Origin of the sequence: Fodinibius sediminis (genome assembly GCF_900182555.1) — a bacterium.
GTDB classification, from domain to species: domain Bacteria; phylum Bacteroidota; class Rhodothermia; order Balneolales; family Balneolaceae; genus Fodinibius; species Fodinibius sediminis.
Genome location: NZ_FXTH01000019.1, coordinates 1 through 17025, shown reverse-complemented (window position 1 = coordinate 17025; position 17025 = coordinate 1). Strand labels below are relative to the sequence as shown.

Annotated in this window: 11 protein-coding genes; 6 read left to right on the top strand and 5 right to left on the bottom strand. The window is 52.9% G+C overall.

All coding sequences use genetic code 11. The features are described 5' to 3' along the window. Positions 1–503: 503 nt before the first annotated feature. Positions 504–1829, top strand: a complete 1326-nt coding sequence (locus FN808_RS16600; protein ID WP_142715742.1) for a nucleotide sugar dehydrogenase — start codon at positions 504–506, stop codon at positions 1827–1829. Positions 1830–3119: 1290 nt separating this feature from the next. Here FN808_RS16600 and FN808_RS16595 read toward each other — a convergent pair. After that, positions 3120–4478, bottom strand: a complete 1359-nt coding sequence (locus FN808_RS16595) for a GntP family permease (RefSeq protein WP_142715741.1) — start codon at positions 4476–4478, stop codon at positions 3120–3122. A 1273-nt stretch (positions 4479–5751) separates the two neighbouring features. Next, positions 5752–5997 (bottom strand): hypothetical protein, encoded by a 246-nt coding sequence (locus tag FN808_RS16590; protein ID WP_142715740.1) that lies wholly within the window; start codon positions 5995–5997, stop codon positions 5752–5754. A gap of 957 nt (positions 5998–6954) precedes the next feature. On the opposite strand from FN808_RS16590, the gene FN808_RS16585 reads away from it, so the two are divergent. Together FN808_RS16585 and FN808_RS16580 are read left to right on the top strand one after the other, a co-directional pair. Continuing rightward, a complete protein-coding gene (locus FN808_RS16585; protein WP_185958462.1) occupies positions 6955–8271 on the top strand; it encodes a Gfo/Idh/MocA family protein in 1317 nt (438 codons plus the stop codon). Between the two features lie 229 nt (positions 8272–8500). Further along, positions 8501–9619, top strand: a complete 1119-nt coding sequence (locus FN808_RS16580) for an alkene reductase (protein WP_142715738.1) — start codon at positions 8501–8503, stop codon at positions 9617–9619. Between the two features lie 153 nt (positions 9620–9772). Here FN808_RS16580 and FN808_RS19005 read toward each other — a convergent pair whose 3' ends face one another. After that, positions 9773–9961, bottom strand: coding sequence for a hypothetical protein (locus FN808_RS19005; protein WP_185958461.1), 189 nt, complete (start codon positions 9959–9961; stop codon positions 9773–9775). Here FN808_RS19005 and FN808_RS16575 point away from each other — a divergent pair. The 3 genes from FN808_RS16575 (at position 9960) to FN808_RS16565 (ending at position 13529) form a co-directional block, all read left to right on the top strand. After that, positions 9960–10430 (top strand): YehS family protein, encoded by a 471-nt coding sequence (locus tag FN808_RS16575; RefSeq protein ID WP_142715737.1) that lies wholly within the window; start codon positions 9960–9962, stop codon positions 10428–10430. The two genes, FN808_RS19005 and FN808_RS16575, sit on opposite strands and share 2 nt — an antisense overlap. A gap of 291 nt (positions 10431–10721) precedes the next feature. Next, positions 10722–12392 (top strand): energy-dependent translational throttle protein EttA, encoded by a 1671-nt coding sequence (gene ettA, locus FN808_RS16570; protein WP_142715736.1) that lies wholly within the window; start codon positions 10722–10724, stop codon positions 12390–12392. A gap of 198 nt (positions 12393–12590) precedes the next feature. Then, the gene (locus tag FN808_RS16565; protein ID WP_142715735.1) at positions 12591–13529 is read left to right on the top strand and encodes a sulfotransferase family protein; all 939 of its coding nucleotides are present in this window, start codon (positions 12591–12593) and stop codon (positions 13527–13529) included. Between the two features lie 134 nt (positions 13530–13663). Here the strand turns inward: FN808_RS16565 and FN808_RS16560 are convergent, their stop codons facing one another. Continuing rightward, a complete protein-coding gene (locus FN808_RS16560; protein ID WP_221930090.1) occupies positions 13664–15346 on the bottom strand; it encodes a beta-N-acetylhexosaminidase in 1683 nt (560 codons plus the stop codon). Between the two features lie 76 nt (positions 15347–15422). Further along, positions 15423–16874 carry an alpha-L-fucosidase gene (locus FN808_RS16555; RefSeq protein ID WP_142715734.1) on the bottom strand — a complete coding sequence of 484 codons (1452 nt, stop codon included), beginning with the start codon at positions 16872–16874 and terminating at the stop codon, positions 15423–15425. Between the last annotated feature and the right edge of the window lie 151 nt (positions 16875–17025).

Genomic DNA, 17025 nt, shown 5'->3' with positions numbered 1-17025 from the left:
TTGCTCCACTTTTGGCCATCCAAAAGTGGTAAATAAAAAAGGATGGTTTTAATTAAAGGAGAGGGCAACAAGTAGCTTATATAGTTGATACTATTTATTATCCTCGCCTAAAGGCGGAATCAATTCATAATGGTTTTATATGGTAAAATAGGATTCCGATTTTACACATACCTTTGGGCATCCAAAAGGGGTCCGTATAAAAAAAGAATTGGAACTAAAAGAAGGGGCACCCAACAGCTGAGGAAAAAGGGAACCTTATTCCTCCTTCTCACCTATCATACATACACGTATGTGTAGTTAATATAAACTACAGGTACAGGTCCGAATCTATATTCTACCCGTTAAGGTATAGGTATATAGATAGCAGTAAGATATATATAATAGGTCATTACAGTCCTGGGACCATAGATCGAAGCGGAGCTGTAATCGACATTCCATATTCTTACCGCTTTTGCTTATATTTGGCCATTAAATTTTAAAAATACACGAGACACATAAGAGATATGCTTCAGGAGCTTCTGCAAAAGATTGAACAGAAAGAATATACCGTTGGTATTGTCGGCCTGGGTTATGTAGGCCTGCCGCTGATGTGGACCTTCCATCAGGAGGGCCTGCCGGTGCTCGGCTTCGATATTGACGAGGAAAAGATAAGCTGCATTGAGGAAGGGCGTCCCTACATCAAGCACCTGGGCGAGGATATGATGCAGAAGCTGGCCGGCAGTGAGCGGTGCGGGGCCACGACGAAATTCGATCGCCTCCCGGAAGCTGATGCCGTCTTGCTGTGTGTGCCTACCCCGCTGGATGAACACCGCGAGCCGGATATGCAGTATGTGGAGCGGACCTGCTTTACCGTGGGAGAAAACCTCCGCAAAGGCCAGCTGGTGATCCTGGAGTCCACAACCTACCCCGGGACGACGGAAGAGCTTATTATCCCGATCCTGGAGTCGAAGTCCGGGTTGACGGCGGGCGAGGATTTTTATGTAGCCTACAGTCCGGAGCGCGAGGACCCGGGAAATCCCGATTTCAATACCTCAAAGATTCCCAAGGTGGTGGGGGGACATGGCGAAGAAGCGATCAAGCTGGCGTGTGCTCTCTACGACACGGCTATCGTCCAGACGGTGCCGGTGTCGGATACGAAAACCGCCGAGGCGGTGAAGATTACGGAGAATGTGTTCCGGGCGGTGAATATCGCGCTGGTGAATGAGCTGAAGGTGGTCTATCAGCAGATGGGTATTGATGTGCATGAGGTGCTGGAGGCGGCCGATACCAAGCCGTTTGGGTTTATGAAGTTTGTCCCGGGTCCGGGGCTGGGCGGTCATTGCATCCCCATCGACCCTTTCTATCTGACCTGGAAGGCCCGGGAATATGAGCAAAACACTCGGTTTATTGAACTGGCGGGGGAGATCAATACCTCCATGCCCCAGTATGTTATCAACCGCACCCTGAGGGCGCTGAATGCCCATAAGAAGGCCGTGAACGGGAGCCGGGTACTGGTGATTGGATTGGCCTATAAACCGGATGTGGATGACATGCGGGAATCGCCCACCTTTAAGATCCTGGATCTGCTGAAGAACTATGGCGCGGATGTATCGTACTACGATCCGCATATCCCGGAGATCAAGCCCACGCGCGAGCATGCAGAGTGGACGGGCACGAAGTCCATAGCGTGGACGGAGTCGGCGGTGCGTGATTTTGATGCAGTCATCATCTCAACCGACCATTCCGATATCGATTACAGGGAGCTGGCGGAGTGGAGTGAGTGCATTGTAGACACCCGCGATGCGATGAACGGCTATAGCAAGGGCCCGGATCATATCTGGCAGGCGTAGGAGGGAGGCTAAGGGTGCCTTGTATTTTGTTCCTGTTGCCTTATCTTGAGATAATGCTATCTTCTTGTCCATTTTTTATCGCTAAAGTATTTTTCCATTACTTTTTTTAGCGACAAAATCCCGAAGGATCGGGACCAGGCAAGCTGGACCAAAAAAGTCGCCGGCTGAGAAAGCTTCGGCACCCCGCCGTGGCTCTCGTCGCTAAAATTATTTAACTATATGTTGTTGGTGTGTAGCCCCAAAAGGTTTTATAGTCCATTTTTTGTCACCAAACCCCGTACAAGCCGGGGCCAGCAAGCTGGGACGAAAAAAGTGTTGGGGAAGAGCAAGATATTGTAATAGTTAAAGCTTTTCGGTCGGGGATAGGTCTTCCACATGAGTACTTTTGCTACATAGTTTTTCCCGGCTCTTCCCCAAACCCCTGGTAACTCCTCACTATTATAGGGTTGCACGTTAAATGGTTTAAGAATAACCATTTTGATCAAAAGCTTCCCCAGACAGCCGGCCTTAGCTGGTGAGGCGTGGAAAGGGAGCGGGAGCTGCGATGAAGAAATAAATGGGGAAAGAAGAGGTAAAAGCAGTCAGCGGGCCAGAGCAACAAGTGGGTTGGAGTTAAAGAGAAACCAACATCTTCATTTATTTCCGCAGCGAGCGATCCCGGACGCCGAAGCAGGTTCAGGCGGTGGTTTTTGCTCCACTTTTGGCCATCCAAAAGTGGTATTTAAAAAAAGGAATTGATTATAAATTAGAAATCAGGGCAAAAAGAATGTTCTTAGTTGTCCATTTTTTGTCACCAAACCCCGTACAAGCCGGGGCCAGCAAGCTGGGACGAAAAAAGTGTTGGGGAAGAGCAAGATATTGTAATGGCTAAAACTTTTCGCTCAGGGATAGCTCTTCCACATGAGTACTTATACTACATAGTTTTTCCCGGCTCTTCCCCAAACCCCTGACACTCTTTACTATCATCGGTTGCTCAAAATAATAACCATTTGATCAAAGTTACCCTAAACAGCCGGCCTTAGCTGGTGAGGCGTGAAAAGGGAGCGGGAGCTGCGATAAAGAAATAAATGGGGAAAGAAGAGGTAAAAGCAGTCAGCGATCCGGAGCAGCAGATGTAGTGAAGCTATAGAAAAAACAACATCTTCATTTATTTCCGCAGCGAGGGCTCCCGTGCGCCGAAGCAGGTTCAGGCGGTGGTTTTTGCTCCACTTTTGGCCATCCAAAAGTGGTTATATATAAAAAAATATTCCTATTAGAAGAAAGGAGCAAAAATCCTTGATTCCCTTATCCTCAGATCAGAAACAAGCTCAGCAGGAACACCATCATCATGCCCGTTACCCCGGCGATGGCGGAGCCTGCGGTCTGCAGGCGGTAGGCCTGGGAGACATCCATGCCTGAGAACTGGCTGACGACCCAGAAATAACTGTCGTTGGCATGAGATACGGTCATCGCTCCGGCCCCAATGGCGAGGGTGACCAGGGCAGGTGCCAGACCGGAAGCGAGTCCAGCTTCGGGCAGCAGGGGCAGCATGATGGAAGCGGTGGTGATGATGGCTACCGTCGATGATCCCTGGGCCGTTTTAAGGGCAGCAGCGATCAGGAACGGAAGGAAAATACCGATGTTCCATTCGGCCAGGAACTGTCCCAGGAAGCTGCCGATCTCGGTGGCGCGGAGCACGCTGCCGAAAGCACCGCCGGCCCCGGTAATCAGGATGATGGTACCGGCGCTTTTGAGCCCGTTGCCCACCCATTCACCATAGACTTCGGGTCCCCGGCGTGCGGATGAGAGGGTGCGAAAGGCAAGAAAAACCCCAATGATAAGCGCAGTATTGGGATCGCCCAGGAAGTCAATGGTAGCGGACCCCCATCCTTCGCCTAACGGAGCGGAGGGCAGGGTGGCCATGGAGCCGAGGGCAATAAGGAACATGGGGATGAGGATCGGCAGGAGGGCCGTGGTGGCGGTGGGGCGCTTCATGGGGGACGTATCAGAGGGATCAGCCGTCTCCGCGGAAGGGGTGGTTTCAGCTGGATCAATGTAAATGCGCCGGCCGATGTATTTTGCAAAGAGATAGGTGACCAGGATGACGGGAATGGTTACCGCAAGGCCCAGCAGGATGACGGATCCGATGTCGGCCTCCAGGGTACCGGCGGCAGCAATGGGACCGGGGGTGGGCGGCACGAAGACGTGGGTGGCATAAAGTCCCATGCTGAGGGCCACGGCAAAGGTGGCCAGCGACTGCTTGCTCTCGGAGGCCAGGGAGCGGTTCAGGGGCGAGAGAATGACAAAGCCGGAGTCACAGAAGACGGGGATGGAGACGATCGCGCCCGTGATGCTCATGGCCAGGGCCGAGCGCGCTTTGCCGACGGCCCGGATCACCAGCTCGGCAATAACCTTTGTGCTGCCGCTCTTTTCCAGGAGCGCGCCGATAATGGTCCCGGCCGCGATGACAATGCCAATGGATCCGAGCGTACCCCCGAAACCGTCGGTGATGGCAGTGACGGTTTCAGGGCCGGGCAGACCCGAAAGGAGTCCCACGCCGAAGGCGGCCAGCAACAGGGCCAGGAAGGGGTGCAGCTTCCAGCGGGCGGTGCTTACAACGATAAAGAGGACCGCGGCAACCAGCAGTCCCGACAAGAGGTATCCGTACATATAACAATAATAGAGGATGATGGATGATTGTTGACCGTTTTAGTATAACAATTTTTAGCAAAAGGGCAACGGGGGCGGGGTATCGCCGTTTTAAGATGAACGTTGGTAACGAAAAGAATCTCCTGCAATAATTTAGAATCAATCCTCCTGTCCTCCTTCTCCAAGGAGGAACTCTTGGATTACGTTCTCGGCCGGGATTTAGGGAGATTGATATACCGTACGTATTTAGGCGTCCATTCTTCGTTTTTTGGCTTTGCAGTGGATCAACACCGGATGTTGGATATCCGATTATAGGCCTGCCAGCGTAAGGGTACAGACATCATTCCAGTACCCCTCGTCATTTCGAACGGACCATAGTGGAGCTGTAAGGTCTCCCAAACATCCGGCCTTAGCTGGTGAGGCGTGGAAAGGGAGCGGGAGCTGCGAAGAAGAAATAAATGGGGAAAGCATTGGTAAAGGCAGTGAGTGTTCCAGAGCAACAAGTGTGTTGAAGTTACAGAAAAACCAACATCTACATTTATTTCCGCAGCGAGCGATCCCGTGCGCCGAAGCAGGTTCCGCCGGTGGTTTTTACGCACCTTTTGACCACTCAAAAGGTGCTATATAAGAAAGAATTAATTTCGATTCGATGAGAGGACGCCCCTTTTTTTGAATGTGACAAAACCCACCGGAAGAATTTCTGTTTAACGAGGGGCTGGCGCCCAATCTTTATCAGCGTTGCTGATCGTCATCAGCACCGAGGAGTTAAATATTTATCCCTTTTTTCAACGACGAAATCCCGAAGGATCGGGACCAGGCAAGCTGGACCAAAAAAGTGTTGGGGAAGAGCAAGATGTTGTAAGGGCTAAAGCTTTTCGGTCGGGGATCGCTCTTCCACATGAGTACTTATACTACATAGTTTTTCCCGGCTCTTCCCCAAACCCCTGATACTTCCTTATGAAAGTGACACGTCCCATATAGAGTTAGTTTTGTTGCAGGTTGTATGTTAAAGGTTGAAAGTCGTGAATCAATTTTCCCCAACATCCGGCCTTAGCTGGTGAGGCGTGGAAAGAGTTGTTCCATTTTTGAATGAGCATCCCGCAGGCGCGGGACCAGCAAAGCTGGAGGAACCAAAAAAACTCACCGGCTGAGAAAGCTTCGGCACCCCGCTGTGGCTCACGTCGCTAAAATCATTTAGCTCCTCCCGTTGGTCGTCAGACAGGAAATGATTTATGGCCGCTCCTGCTCGCCTCAGCGAAACGGGCCCCTCACCTTTCGTTAGGCCGGAGGATTATTACTCCTTTATGAATGCGACAAAACCCACCGGAAGAATTTCTGTTTGACGAGGGGCTGGCGCCCAATCTTTATCAACGGTGCTGATCGTCATCAGCACCGAGGAGTTAAATTCTTCTTGAGTTTTTACGAGTCCAGCTTGCTGGTTCCGAGCATTCGGAAGGGTCAAGCCAAAAGGCGGAATTAATTTATAACGATCTCGTAAAATGAAACAGGTTTCCAATGTATTTCTATCCCCTTTGGCCATCCAAAAGTGGTTAATTAAAAAAAGAGTTGGTTTAGATTAGAAATCAGGGCAAAGAAGAATGTTCTTATTCGTCCATTTTTTATCACCAAACCCCGTACAAGCCGGGGCCAGCAAGCTGGAACGAAAAAAAGTGCTGGGGAAGAGCAAGATGTTGTAAGGGTTAAAGCTTTTCGTTCAGGGATCGCTCTTCCACATGAGTCCTTATGCTACATAGTATTTCCCGACTCTTCCCCAAACCCCTGGTAACTCCTTAATGAAAGTGACACGTCCCATTTGGAGTTAATTTTGTTGCAGGTTAAAGGTTGAAGGTTACAAATCTATTTCCCCCAAACAGCCGGCCTTAGCTGGTGAGGCGTGAAAAGGGAGCGGGAGCTGCGATGAAGAAATAAATGGGGAAAGCAGTGGTAAAGGCGGTTAGCGGGCTAGAGCAACAAGTGCGTTGAAGTTATAGAAAAACGAATATCTACATTTATTTCCTCAGCGAGCGACCCCGGACGCCGAAGCTGTTTCGCCGGTGGTTTTTACGCACCTTTTGACCACTCAAAAGGTGCTATATAAAAAGAATTAATTTAGATAAGAAGATAGGGCAATAGTAAATTCATCCGCGAGGTAAAGTCGTCTATTTTCCTCGCCTAAAGGCGGAATTAATCAGAATTCATTTATAATGATCTCGTACGATAGAATAGGCTTCTGGTACATTCCATCGCCTTTGACCACTCAAAAGGTGCTATATAAAAAGAATTAATTTAGATAAGAAGATAGGGCAATAGTAAATTTATCCGTGAGGTAAATCGTCTATTCTCCTCCCCTAAAGGTGATTCTCTTCCCCCACCTGACTTTGTCCCCTGAGAAAACTATAATAGATATACGATATACCAAAAGGGATGAACAGAGCGGTTGGCCGTTGAAATGCCAATGCCAGTCACTATTCAATGCATAAAGAAAAAAAGGGAAAGGATGGATACCTACTCACGTCGCCGTTTTATCAAAACAACCGGTGGAGCGTTGGCTTCAGCCATGACGGCCGGGCTCGGTTTGAACAGGCAGTCGCCGGGAAGCCCTGCAGAGCGTTTGTCCGTGGGACTTATCGGCTGCCGGAATATGGGGTTCGGGTTGCTGCAGCATGCGCTCAAGGTACCCGGCGTGGTGTGCCGGGGGCTGTGCGATGTAGACCGGAATGTGCTGGAAGGCCGCCGCCGGGATGTGGAGAAACAGACCGGGGAGACCCCGCCGCTGTATAGCGATTACCGCAAGCTGCTGGAGGACCAGGAGCTGGATGCCGTTTTTATCGGTACGCCCGATCACTGGCACTGTCTGCAGACCATTCATGCCCTCCAGGCGGGAAAGCACGTGTACGTGGAAAAGCCGCTGGCCAGAACCATCACGGAAGGGGAGCTCATCAGGGAGGCCGCCCGGACCTACGGCAAAGTGGTGCAGGTGGGCCAGCATCAGCGCAGCGGGGCCCACTGGCAGAAGGTGGTGGGGATGATCCGGGATGGCCACCTGGGCAGCCTTCGCACGGTACGGCTCTGGGCCAATTTTGATTACGGCAAGGGGCCGGAGAGGCTGCCCGACGAACCGGTGCCGGAAGGGGTGGATTACGATATGTGGCTGGGGCCGGCCCCCAAACGCCCGTTTAACCAGAATCGATTTCACGGGGTCTGGCGCTTTGACTGGGACTATGGCGGCGGACTTATTACCGACTGGGGCGCCCATCTGCTGGATATCCCACTCTGGGCGCTGGAGATCGACGGTCCGCCCCAATCGGTGAGTTCGGTGGGAGGCATTTTTTCGGGCGAAGACCGGGCTATCGATATGGCGGATACCCAATCCGTCGTCTACCAGTTTGAGGACGTGAACATGGTGTGGGAGCATAATGGCGGACTTCAGACGGGACCCTACGAACGAAATTACGGCCTAGCTTTTGTCGGTAACAGGGGGACCCTGGTCGTAAACCGCGAGGGATGGCAGGTCATCCCGGAGCGGGATGGAAACCAGCCCCTGGTCAGGGAAATCCCGTTCCGGGAAAGCGGCGAGGGCGGACATGGTGCGCATGTAGCCAATTTCATTGACAGCATCCGTACCGGCGCTGAGCTGAACTGTCCGGTGGAAGCGGGCCGCCTGTCCGCATTTTATGGACATATCGGTAATATCGCCCATCGAACGGATGAACGGCTCAGGTGGAATGAAGCGGGGGCGCTTATCGGCCGTGACCGCTATGAGCATCTTATCACCCCGCAGTACCGGAGCCCCTGGCAGTTGCCCAGGCTGTAAAAGGGATAGGTATGAGTGCTATTGACGGCAGGAAGCAAACTGCCGGGGCAGCCTTGTCCTATCAATAGTTTGGCCCCCTGCACGGCACGCCAGGAAGGGGGCTTTATAGTTCTCCTCTATGGACCCGATCAATACTATCGACTGAACGGATGGAATGGTCCGTGCCGTCCTGTGGTTGAAAAGGGCAGTAAACTGTTTAACATTAAATTAATTAAGACCACAGGAAGTAATGTCTGATCAAAAATTATTTACATCGGTACAGGTAGGGAAGCAGGAGCTGAAAAACCGTCTGGCGATGGCCCCCATGACGCGCAACCGGGCCCATAACGAGGCCAAGGCGCCCATCGAGCTGCATCGCACCTATTACAGCCAGCGCGCTTCGGCAGGGCTTATTATCTCCGAAGGAGCGCAGGTATCACCGCAGGGAATGGGGTATATTGATACGGCCGGCATCCACAGCCCGGAACAGGTGGAGGGCTGGAAAAAGGTACTCCGGGACGTGCACCAGAAGGAGGGCGTGATGTACTGCCAGCTGTGGCATTGTGGACGGGTGTCGCATACCTGCTTCCAGGACGGAGGGGCCCCGGTTTCATCGTCCTCCAAAAATGCGGGTGGACAGTCCTTCACGCCCAATGGATTTGAGCCGACCTCCGATCCCCGGGCACTGTCCACCGGGGAAGTGCAGGATGTTATTGATGATTTTCGGGCGGCTGCCGGCAATGCCATAGAAGCCGGCTTCGACGGGGTGCAGGTCCACGGCGCCAACGGCTATCTTGTGGAACAGTTCCTGCATGATTCCATCAATGACCGTACGGACCGTTACGGCGGATCCATCGAAAACAGGGCCCGCTTCCTGTTCGAACTGTTGGATGCCGTCATAGAAGAGGTGGGCACGGAGCGTACCTCCCTGCGCCTGTCTCCCAGCAACCTGATGAATACGGAAAACGATTCGCAGTCGAAAGCACTGTACGAGTATATCATCCGTAAGCTCAATGCCGACTACGAACTGAGTTTCCTGGAGCTCGTGGAACCGCTGGCTGATCTGGATGAACATCCGCAGCTGGCCCGGGACGTACTGGAATATTATGGTCCGTTCTACGATGGGGTGCTGATGACCAACGGCGGCTACGATCGCGCATCCGCTCTTTCCGTGGTAGCGGAGGAAAAGGCTGAAATGGTATCTTTTGCCCGCCTGTTCCTGGCCAATCCGGACCTGCCGGAACGCTTTGAGCGGAATGCGCCGCTGAATGAGCCGGATCAGCAGACCTTTTACGGGGGCGGGGCGAAAGGCTATACCGATTATCCGTTTTTAGAAGAGGCAGGTGAGGTTGAAGTGGAAGCAGGCTAGCCCCTTCCTCTTGCCGTATTAGGCAGCATGAGATCTGGGGATCGATCCGTCCTATTATCTCGCTGCGCTGCTCGGCGGCGCAGCGAGTAATGACTGTTTTGTCGTCTGCCCGTCTCCCGATTATCCCGGTACAGAGCGGGTGGACGTTGTTTCCTATAATCCAGTCAAGACCGGTGCGGGTGCCGGTATGCAGCCGGCGCCCTGTTGGTCGTTATGCTGGTTTTGAACATAATCCATACATAGTGCAACAGAATGGAATGGTAAATCTGCTTTTGGATCGGCTCTAAATGCCATACCTTTGGTCAAACCATTTAAATCCGGCCCACAAATATCACCATCCATGAGAAATGATGATATCATACAGAGCATACGCTATATGCTCGATATTGATGACCACGAAATTACCCATATTCTGAATCTTCGCGGCTACACGCCCGAAAGGGGAGAGGTGGCCGCAATTTTTGCCACGCAGGATCTGCCGGAGGGAGAGAAGGGGCCCGACTGTAGCCACCGGCTGATGGCGCATTTCCTGGATGGGTTGATTTACTATAAACGGGGAAAGAGCAAGGATCATCCGCCGCGCCCCATCAGGACCCCGGTAACCAACAATATGGTGCTGAAGAAGCTCAGGGTAGCCTTCAAGCTGCGTGAGAAGGAGATGCATGCCGTTTTGGAACGGGGCGGTTTTTCCATCTCCAAGCCGGAGATGAGTGCCCTCTTCCGCCGCGAGGGACATAAAAACTACCGGGAGTGCGGGGACCAGATCCTGCGCTATTTCTTAAAAGGACTGACCCTGACCCTCAGAGAATAGAAACGGGCATAGCAGGGCTTTTGTGAGTTCATCGAGCAGCCTGCCTGCGGGACCCCCATTCCCCGGAAGCGGCATGCAGGAACTCTCGCTGCGGTGCCCCGGCGGCAAGTTGATGAAATGAAAAAAGCAGCCTGCCCCTGTCAGTCCCGGCTTGGAACAGGGCCGCCATTTTGGGGCATGCCATCCATCCATTAGATACTCAGATGTCAGATGGAATTTCCTTATCTTCTTGATATTTTGGATGTCCGTTCGCTGGGCATCCGCAATTATTAATGTTTAAGCTACTATACAGTGAGTGATCAGAAAGTCATTTTCTCCATGGTTGGAGTCAGTAAAGTGTATAAGCCCGACCATTATGTACTGAAGGATATCTACCTTTCTTTCTTCCACGGCGCCAAGATTGGTGTGCTCGGCAACAACGGCTCGGGGAAAAGTACGCTTTTGCGGATTATTGCCGGTGAAGATGAAGAGTATCTGGGGGAAATTTCCAGGAACAAGGGCGTCACCTTTGAAATGCTCCCGCAGGAACCCCGCCTCGATCCCGACAAGACGGTCAGACAGATTGTGGAGGAGGGGGTGCAGGAGCAGATTGACCTGCTCGCCGAATATGAAGAGGTGAATGCCGCTTTCGGCGAAGCCGATGCCGACTTTGAGCAACTGATTGAGAAACAGGAAAAGCTGCAGGAGCAGATTGACCAGGCGGGGGCATGGGACCTGGACAGCAAGCTTGAACAGGCCATGGACGCTTTGCGCACCCCGCCCGGCGATACCCCGGTGGAGGTACTCTCGGGCGGAGAGGAACGCCGCGTGGCCCTGTGCCGCATCCTGCTGAAGAAACCGGATGTGCTGCTGCTCGATGAGCCCACGAACCACCTGGATGCGGAGTCGGTGGCCTGGCTGGAGCAGCACCTGGCCCGCTATGAGGGCACGGTTATCGCCGTGACCCACGACCGCTATTTCCTGGATAATGTAGCCGGCTGGATCCTGGAGCTCGACCGCGGCGAGGGGATCCCCTTTGAGGGCAATTACAGCTCCTGGCTCGACCAGAAGAAAAAGCGCCTGGAACAGGAAGAGAAGCATGAGTCGCGGCGGCAGAAGACCCTGCAGAAAGAACTGGAGTGGATTCGTCAGAATCCGAAGGGCAAACGGTCGAAGAGTAAGGCGCGGATCAACAAATATAATGAGCTGCTCTCCGAGGAGCGGGAAAAGAAGCGGGAGGAGATGGAGATTTTCATCCCTGCGGGGCCGCGGCTGGGTGACAAGGTGATTGAAGCTGACGATGTTTCCAAGGGCTATGGTGACCGCCTTCTGATCGAGGATATGAATTTCAGCCTTCCGCCCGGCGGCATCGTGGGCGTCATCGGTCCGAACGGCGCCGGGAAGTCTACGCTTTTCAGGATGATAACGGGCGAAGAGGAGCCCGACAGCGGCTCCATAGCGATTGGCCCAAGTGTGGAACTGGGGTATGTGGATCAGAAACGTCCGCTTGATCCCGAAAAAACGATCTGGGAGGAGATTTCCGGCGGAAAAGACACCATCAGGCTGGGTCGCCGTGAGATAAATTCCCGGGCCTACACCGCGCGGTTTAATTTCAGCGGATCGGATCAGCAGAAGCGCTGCAGTGAGATTTCCGGCGGGGAACGTAACCGGGTGCATCTGGCCAAAATGCTCAGGCAGGAAGCCAATGTGCTGCTGCTCGATGAGCCGACCAACGACCTGGACGTGCATACCCTGCGGGCCCTCGAGGAGGCGCTGCTTGATTTCGCGGGCTGTGCCGTGGTTATTTCTCACGACCGCTGGTTCCTGGACCGGATCGCTACGCATATGCTCGCTTTTGAAGGCAACAGCCAGGTGTACTGGTTCCGGGGCAACTATTCGGAGTACGAGGAGAACCGGGAGGAGCGGCTGGGATCCCGGTATCATCCCGAGCGGGTACAGTATAAAAAGTTGATGCGTGATTAGGATGCAGTCACAGCCGGGGCAGCCGGAGGTTGAGCTGAATTATATATAGGGCAAAGAATAGGCCTGCCATATAATGAACTTATTTATATATTGCTGCCGTATGGTTGGGCCGCGGTATTCAGAGAAAGACTTTTCATAAGAGTCTTTCCACGTGGACATCGCGGCCCGTGTCAAAAAAATAAAGAGGAGAGTGAGTATATGGAGAGAGCGTTTAACGTTGATTTTATGGTTGTGGGAGCACAAAAGTGCGGCACCACCTCGCTGGCGCAAATGCTGTCCAGCCATGATGCCATCGTCTGCTGTGACAAAAAGGAACCGATGTTCTTCAGCTCTGTCGACAACTGGAGGGAGGAGCTTTCGGATTATCATGCGTTGTTTAAGTGGCGGGAGGGGGCGCTTCACTACGAGGCTTCAACTTCGTATACCTGCTATCCGTATCACAATCGAAAGATATGGGAAGACCTCTATGCTTATAACCCGGATCTGAAGATTATTTATATCGTACGGAACCCGGTGGACCGGATCGTTTCCAGTTACATGCACACCTACAAACGCGGCTATACGGATCTGGGTATGGAGAGGGCCCTTGTTGAGGAACCCATGCTGCTGGATATGACGCGTTATGCTACGCAAATACGGCCTTTTATCGAGCAGTTCGGCGCAGACCAAGTACAGATCCTCTTTTTCGAGGACCTCGTTCGTGACCGGTCGATAATCATGCAGCAGCTTGCTTCCTTCCTGGGCATCGCGATGGACGGTTTCCCGGATATGCGGTCGTTCCATGCCAACAGGTCTGTGGAAAATTTTAAGATACATCACAAGTATGATCAGCCCGGCATCATCATGAGCGGGATTCGGCGATACTTTCCGCCGCTCTGGAAAATTATCACGGATAATTCCGGGCGGTCGTTTAAGCAGAAACCCAGACTATCCCCCGCAGATCAGGAAATGATATTATACCTGCTTAGAAAAGAGATCGAGGAACTGGAGGAAATGACGGGGCGGGACCTGTCCGGCTGGCGTGCGATAAGGGAGAAGGAAACGGCCGGAAAACAGGAGGATTATCGTCTCACCTGGTATGAAGCGAAAGTGAAACTGTTCAGCAGGATAAAAAGAAAAGTCCGGAAGCTGCGCTGACCCTAGTCCCGGCTTTGGTATTGTGGAGGGCGGAAGCTGGCTGAAATGATGTTTTTACTGAAAGGGATATAAAAAAGCCCCGGCACCGGGAAGGTATAGGGGCTTTTTCAAATTCTCATTGTTTGCCGAAATCGCTATTCTTCGGGCTCTTCCATCTCAGGCTGGGCGCCCCGGAAATGTTCGGCAGCATTGACCCCCAGGATTTCAAACCGTTTGAATTGTGTCTGAAGACGCTCCCAGAAGTGGTCCCAGTCGCGCTTCTCTTTGGGTGACCAGGTAATTTCTCCCAGGGCGGAGGCGCGGGGATAGGCCATATACTCCACCTTTTCGCTGCTCGGCATGTATTCGGTCCACACATTGGCCTGGGCCCCCAGGATATACTGGGCTTCTTCCTCATTGAGCTCTTCCGGGATAGGCTCATAGGAATAAGTTTCCTGCAGCGGAAGGAAACCGCCAATGGCCAGCGGCTCGGTCTCCGGATTGGCCTGGTAATAATCCAGGTAGAGGTAGGTGGTCGGGGTCATGATCACATCGTGATGCTGCTTGGCTGCTTCGATCCCCCCTTCGATGCCCCGCCAGGACATGACGGTGGCGTTGGGAGCAAGACCGCCCTCCAGGATTTCATCCCAGCCTATAATCTGGCGGCCGTGCTTGTTTAAAAACTTCTCGATGCGGGTGATGAAGTAGCTCTGCAGCTCATGTTCATCTTCCAGCCCTTCCCGTTCAATCACTTCCTGGGCCAGCTTGCTCTCTTCCCACTGCGCCTTGGGGGCTTCATCACCGCCGATGTGAATGTACTCGCTGGGGAACAGTTCCATAACCTCGGTGAGCACGTTTTCCAGGAAGGTGAAGGTCTCTTCGCTGGGACAGTAGATATCCTCGAAGATGCCCCAGGTGGTCTTGACCTGGTAGTCCTTGCCTTCCACGCAGCCCAGCTCGGGATAGGCGGTGACGGCCGCTGATGCGTGTCCGGGCAGTTCAATTTCGGGTATCACCGTGATGTGCTTTTCCTGGGCGTAGGCTACGATTTCCCGTACTTCCTCCTGGGTGTAGTAGCCGCCGTATCGCTCACCGTCGTATCGCTCGGATCCGTAATGGCCGACGAGGGTGGAATCTCTCCAGGCGCCTACTTCGGTCAGCCGGGGATATTGCTTGATCTCTATGCGCCAGCCCTGATCTTCGGTCAGGTGCCAGTGAAAGCGGTTCATCTTGTGCATGGCGATCAGGTCGATATAGCGCTTGATGAACTCGACGGGGAAGAAATGGCGCCCCACGTCCAGGTGCATGCCGCGATAGGCAAAGCGTGGATAATCCTCGATTTCCACCGCGGGTATGGTCCACCGGGTATCTTGCGGGACCAGCGTATAGTCTGTCTGGTAGATTTGGGCGGGAAGGAGCTGCAGCAGCGACTGCATGCCATAGAACAGGCCTGTGGAGGTGGAGGCCTCGACAGCGGTTTCCTCTTCGGAGACCGTCAGGTGGTATCCTTCTTCCTGACTGACCGGGCCTTCTTCGTCGATAACGAAGGAAATCACATTGGAGGCGGGCTGCTGGTAGTCGTCATCGATGACGGCAAGGTCGTAGCCCGTGGCCGAATCGATGGCTTTTTTGAGCTGTTCGGCAATGTTCTTGATTTCAGCCCTGGAGAGGTCAGCGGAGATAACCGTATTGCGGTTTATCTCAAAAGCGCCGTCCTGTACGTCCATGGAGACCGGTTCGGGGATGATCGAAATATCGCGGTCGGCCTGTGCATGGGCAGCCATGGCGGATAGCAGGCCAACGAGAAAAAGGGTAAGTGTTTTGGAGATGAATGTCATAAGGCAAATAGTCTTTTGTTAGAGGGTGGAATAAAGATAAATAATCAAAATTTGTAATGTTAGGGTAAACTTATCTTTAATCCTGGCCCGCATGAAATAAGCCGATTTCACTGATGGCCGGGCGACCGGAGAAGTCTTCAATGGTAATGCGAATCTCTTCGGTCGTAATATCTTGATCAAACCGGAGGATTCGCTTGTGTCCCACGGTGGTTTCCTGTGCTATCGTCTGCCAGCTGCCATCGGTGTTGGCAGAAACGGTGAAGGCGGAGATGCGCTGTCCAATGGGAATAAATTCCTGGAGCACGAGCAGGTTAAAGGAGAGGGGGCGGTCAAAACGGAGGGTCAGCGAGGGCGTGGTATCGTCCCGGGAGGCGATCCAGAAACTGTCGACGTTGTTATCGAGGGCCTGCTCGGCGGGATATCGTTCGCCGGCGCTGCTGGCGGAAAGGGTGGCGCCGTTCGCGAGGTTCTGGTCAAAAATGCTTTCCAGGGTATCGGTGAAGGCGTACAGGCGCTCTACATCGTTGGGGTGGAACCGGCCGGTCGTATCGGGTGGGATGTTGAGGAGAAGAGTGCAGTTTCGGCCGACCGATTTCATATAGATTTCTGTCAGCTCGGCCACGGTCTTGACCTCATCGTCTTCCTCAGGGTGATAAAACCATCCCGGGCGGATGGATACATCACATTCGCCCACCACCCAGTCGGGTCCGCCGGCCTGCCCGCTGTTCAGGTATTCCGTTTGTCCGGCCTGCCCGATGGATACCGAGTCGCGGTTGAAGGTGGACCAGTTTGTGCGACCTGCAAAGCCGTGCTCATTGCCGATCCACCGGATGTCGGGTCCTTCGTCGGAGAATATCAGGGCGTCGGGCTGGAGTTCCCGGACCGTAGACCACCAGGCGTCAAAATCGTAGTCCATATCTTTGGCCCCCTCGCCTTTGGCCCCGTCGAACCAGATTTCCGAGATGGTTCCGTAACGGCTGAGCAGCTCCCGGAGCTGGTTGAGGTAAAATTCGTTGTATTCCGGCCTACCGTAGGTTGTTTCATGCATGTCCCAGGGCGAAAGGTAGACCCCGCAATCGAGGTCGTACTTTTTGCAGGCCTCGGCTACCTCTTTGACAATGTCGCCATCGCCATCCTTATAGGGACTGCTGGCAATATCGTGATCGGTATATTCGCTGGGCCACAAACTGAAACCATCGTGATGCTTGGCGGTTAGGATCAGGGTTTCAAAGCCGTTTTCACTGAGAACCTTGGCCCACTGTTCGGCGTCAAAGTCGGTGGGATTGAATAGGGCGGGGTCCTCTTCACCGGTGCCCCATTCACGGTTGGTAAAGGTATTCACGCCAAAATGAACAAAGGCTACTTTTTCTTTTCGCTGGTAGGCCACTTGCTGGGGCGTGGGACGGGTAGAATCCGGCGATACGCCCGGCCACCGGGCAGTACTGGAAGAGGGCTGCTTCTCCTGGCAGGCCGTGATAGCTGCAATTGCAAAAAGTATAAAAATAAAAAGAAAGTGTTTTACTTTCATTTTAGGATTAATTATTTACATTTTTGGTCATTTGGAAGGCGAAGCATAATACCAATGGGTCTTATGAAGTTAAGCTCTCAAAGGGGGTCCTCTCGGAGCTTATCCAGTAAGACGTTATATAAGTTTTTATTTCGATGATTAAAACGGAATT

Coding starts and splice junctions, on each gene's coding strand:
- FN808_RS16600 (WP_142715742.1), top strand. CDS start 504: ATGCTTCAGGAGCTTCTGCAAAAGATTGAACAGAAAGAATATACCGTT.
- FN808_RS16595 (WP_142715741.1), bottom strand. CDS start 4,478: ATGTACGGATACCTCTTGTCGGGACTGCTGGTTGCCGCGGTCCTCTTT.
- FN808_RS16590 (WP_142715740.1), bottom strand. CDS start 5,997: ATGGCCAAAGGGGATAGAAATACATTGGAAACCTGTTTCATTTTACGA.
- FN808_RS16585 (WP_185958462.1), top strand. CDS start 6,955: ATGGATACCTACTCACGTCGCCGTTTTATCAAAACAACCGGTGGAGCG.
- FN808_RS16580 (WP_142715738.1), top strand. CDS start 8,501: ATGTCTGATCAAAAATTATTTACATCGGTACAGGTAGGGAAGCAGGAG.
- FN808_RS16575 (WP_142715737.1), top strand. CDS start 9,960: ATGAGAAATGATGATATCATACAGAGCATACGCTATATGCTCGATATT.
- FN808_RS19005 (WP_185958461.1), bottom strand. CDS start 9,961: ATGGATGGTGATATTTGTGGGCCGGATTTAAATGGTTTGACCAAAGGT.
- FN808_RS16565 (WP_142715735.1), top strand. CDS start 12,591: ATGGAGAGAGCGTTTAACGTTGATTTTATGGTTGTGGGAGCACAAAAG.
- FN808_RS16560 (WP_221930090.1), bottom strand. CDS start 15,346: ATGACATTCATCTCCAAAACACTTACCCTTTTTCTCGTTGGCCTGCTA.
- FN808_RS16555 (WP_142715734.1), bottom strand. CDS start 16,874: ATGAAAGTAAAACACTTTCTTTTTATTTTTATACTTTTTGCAATTGCA.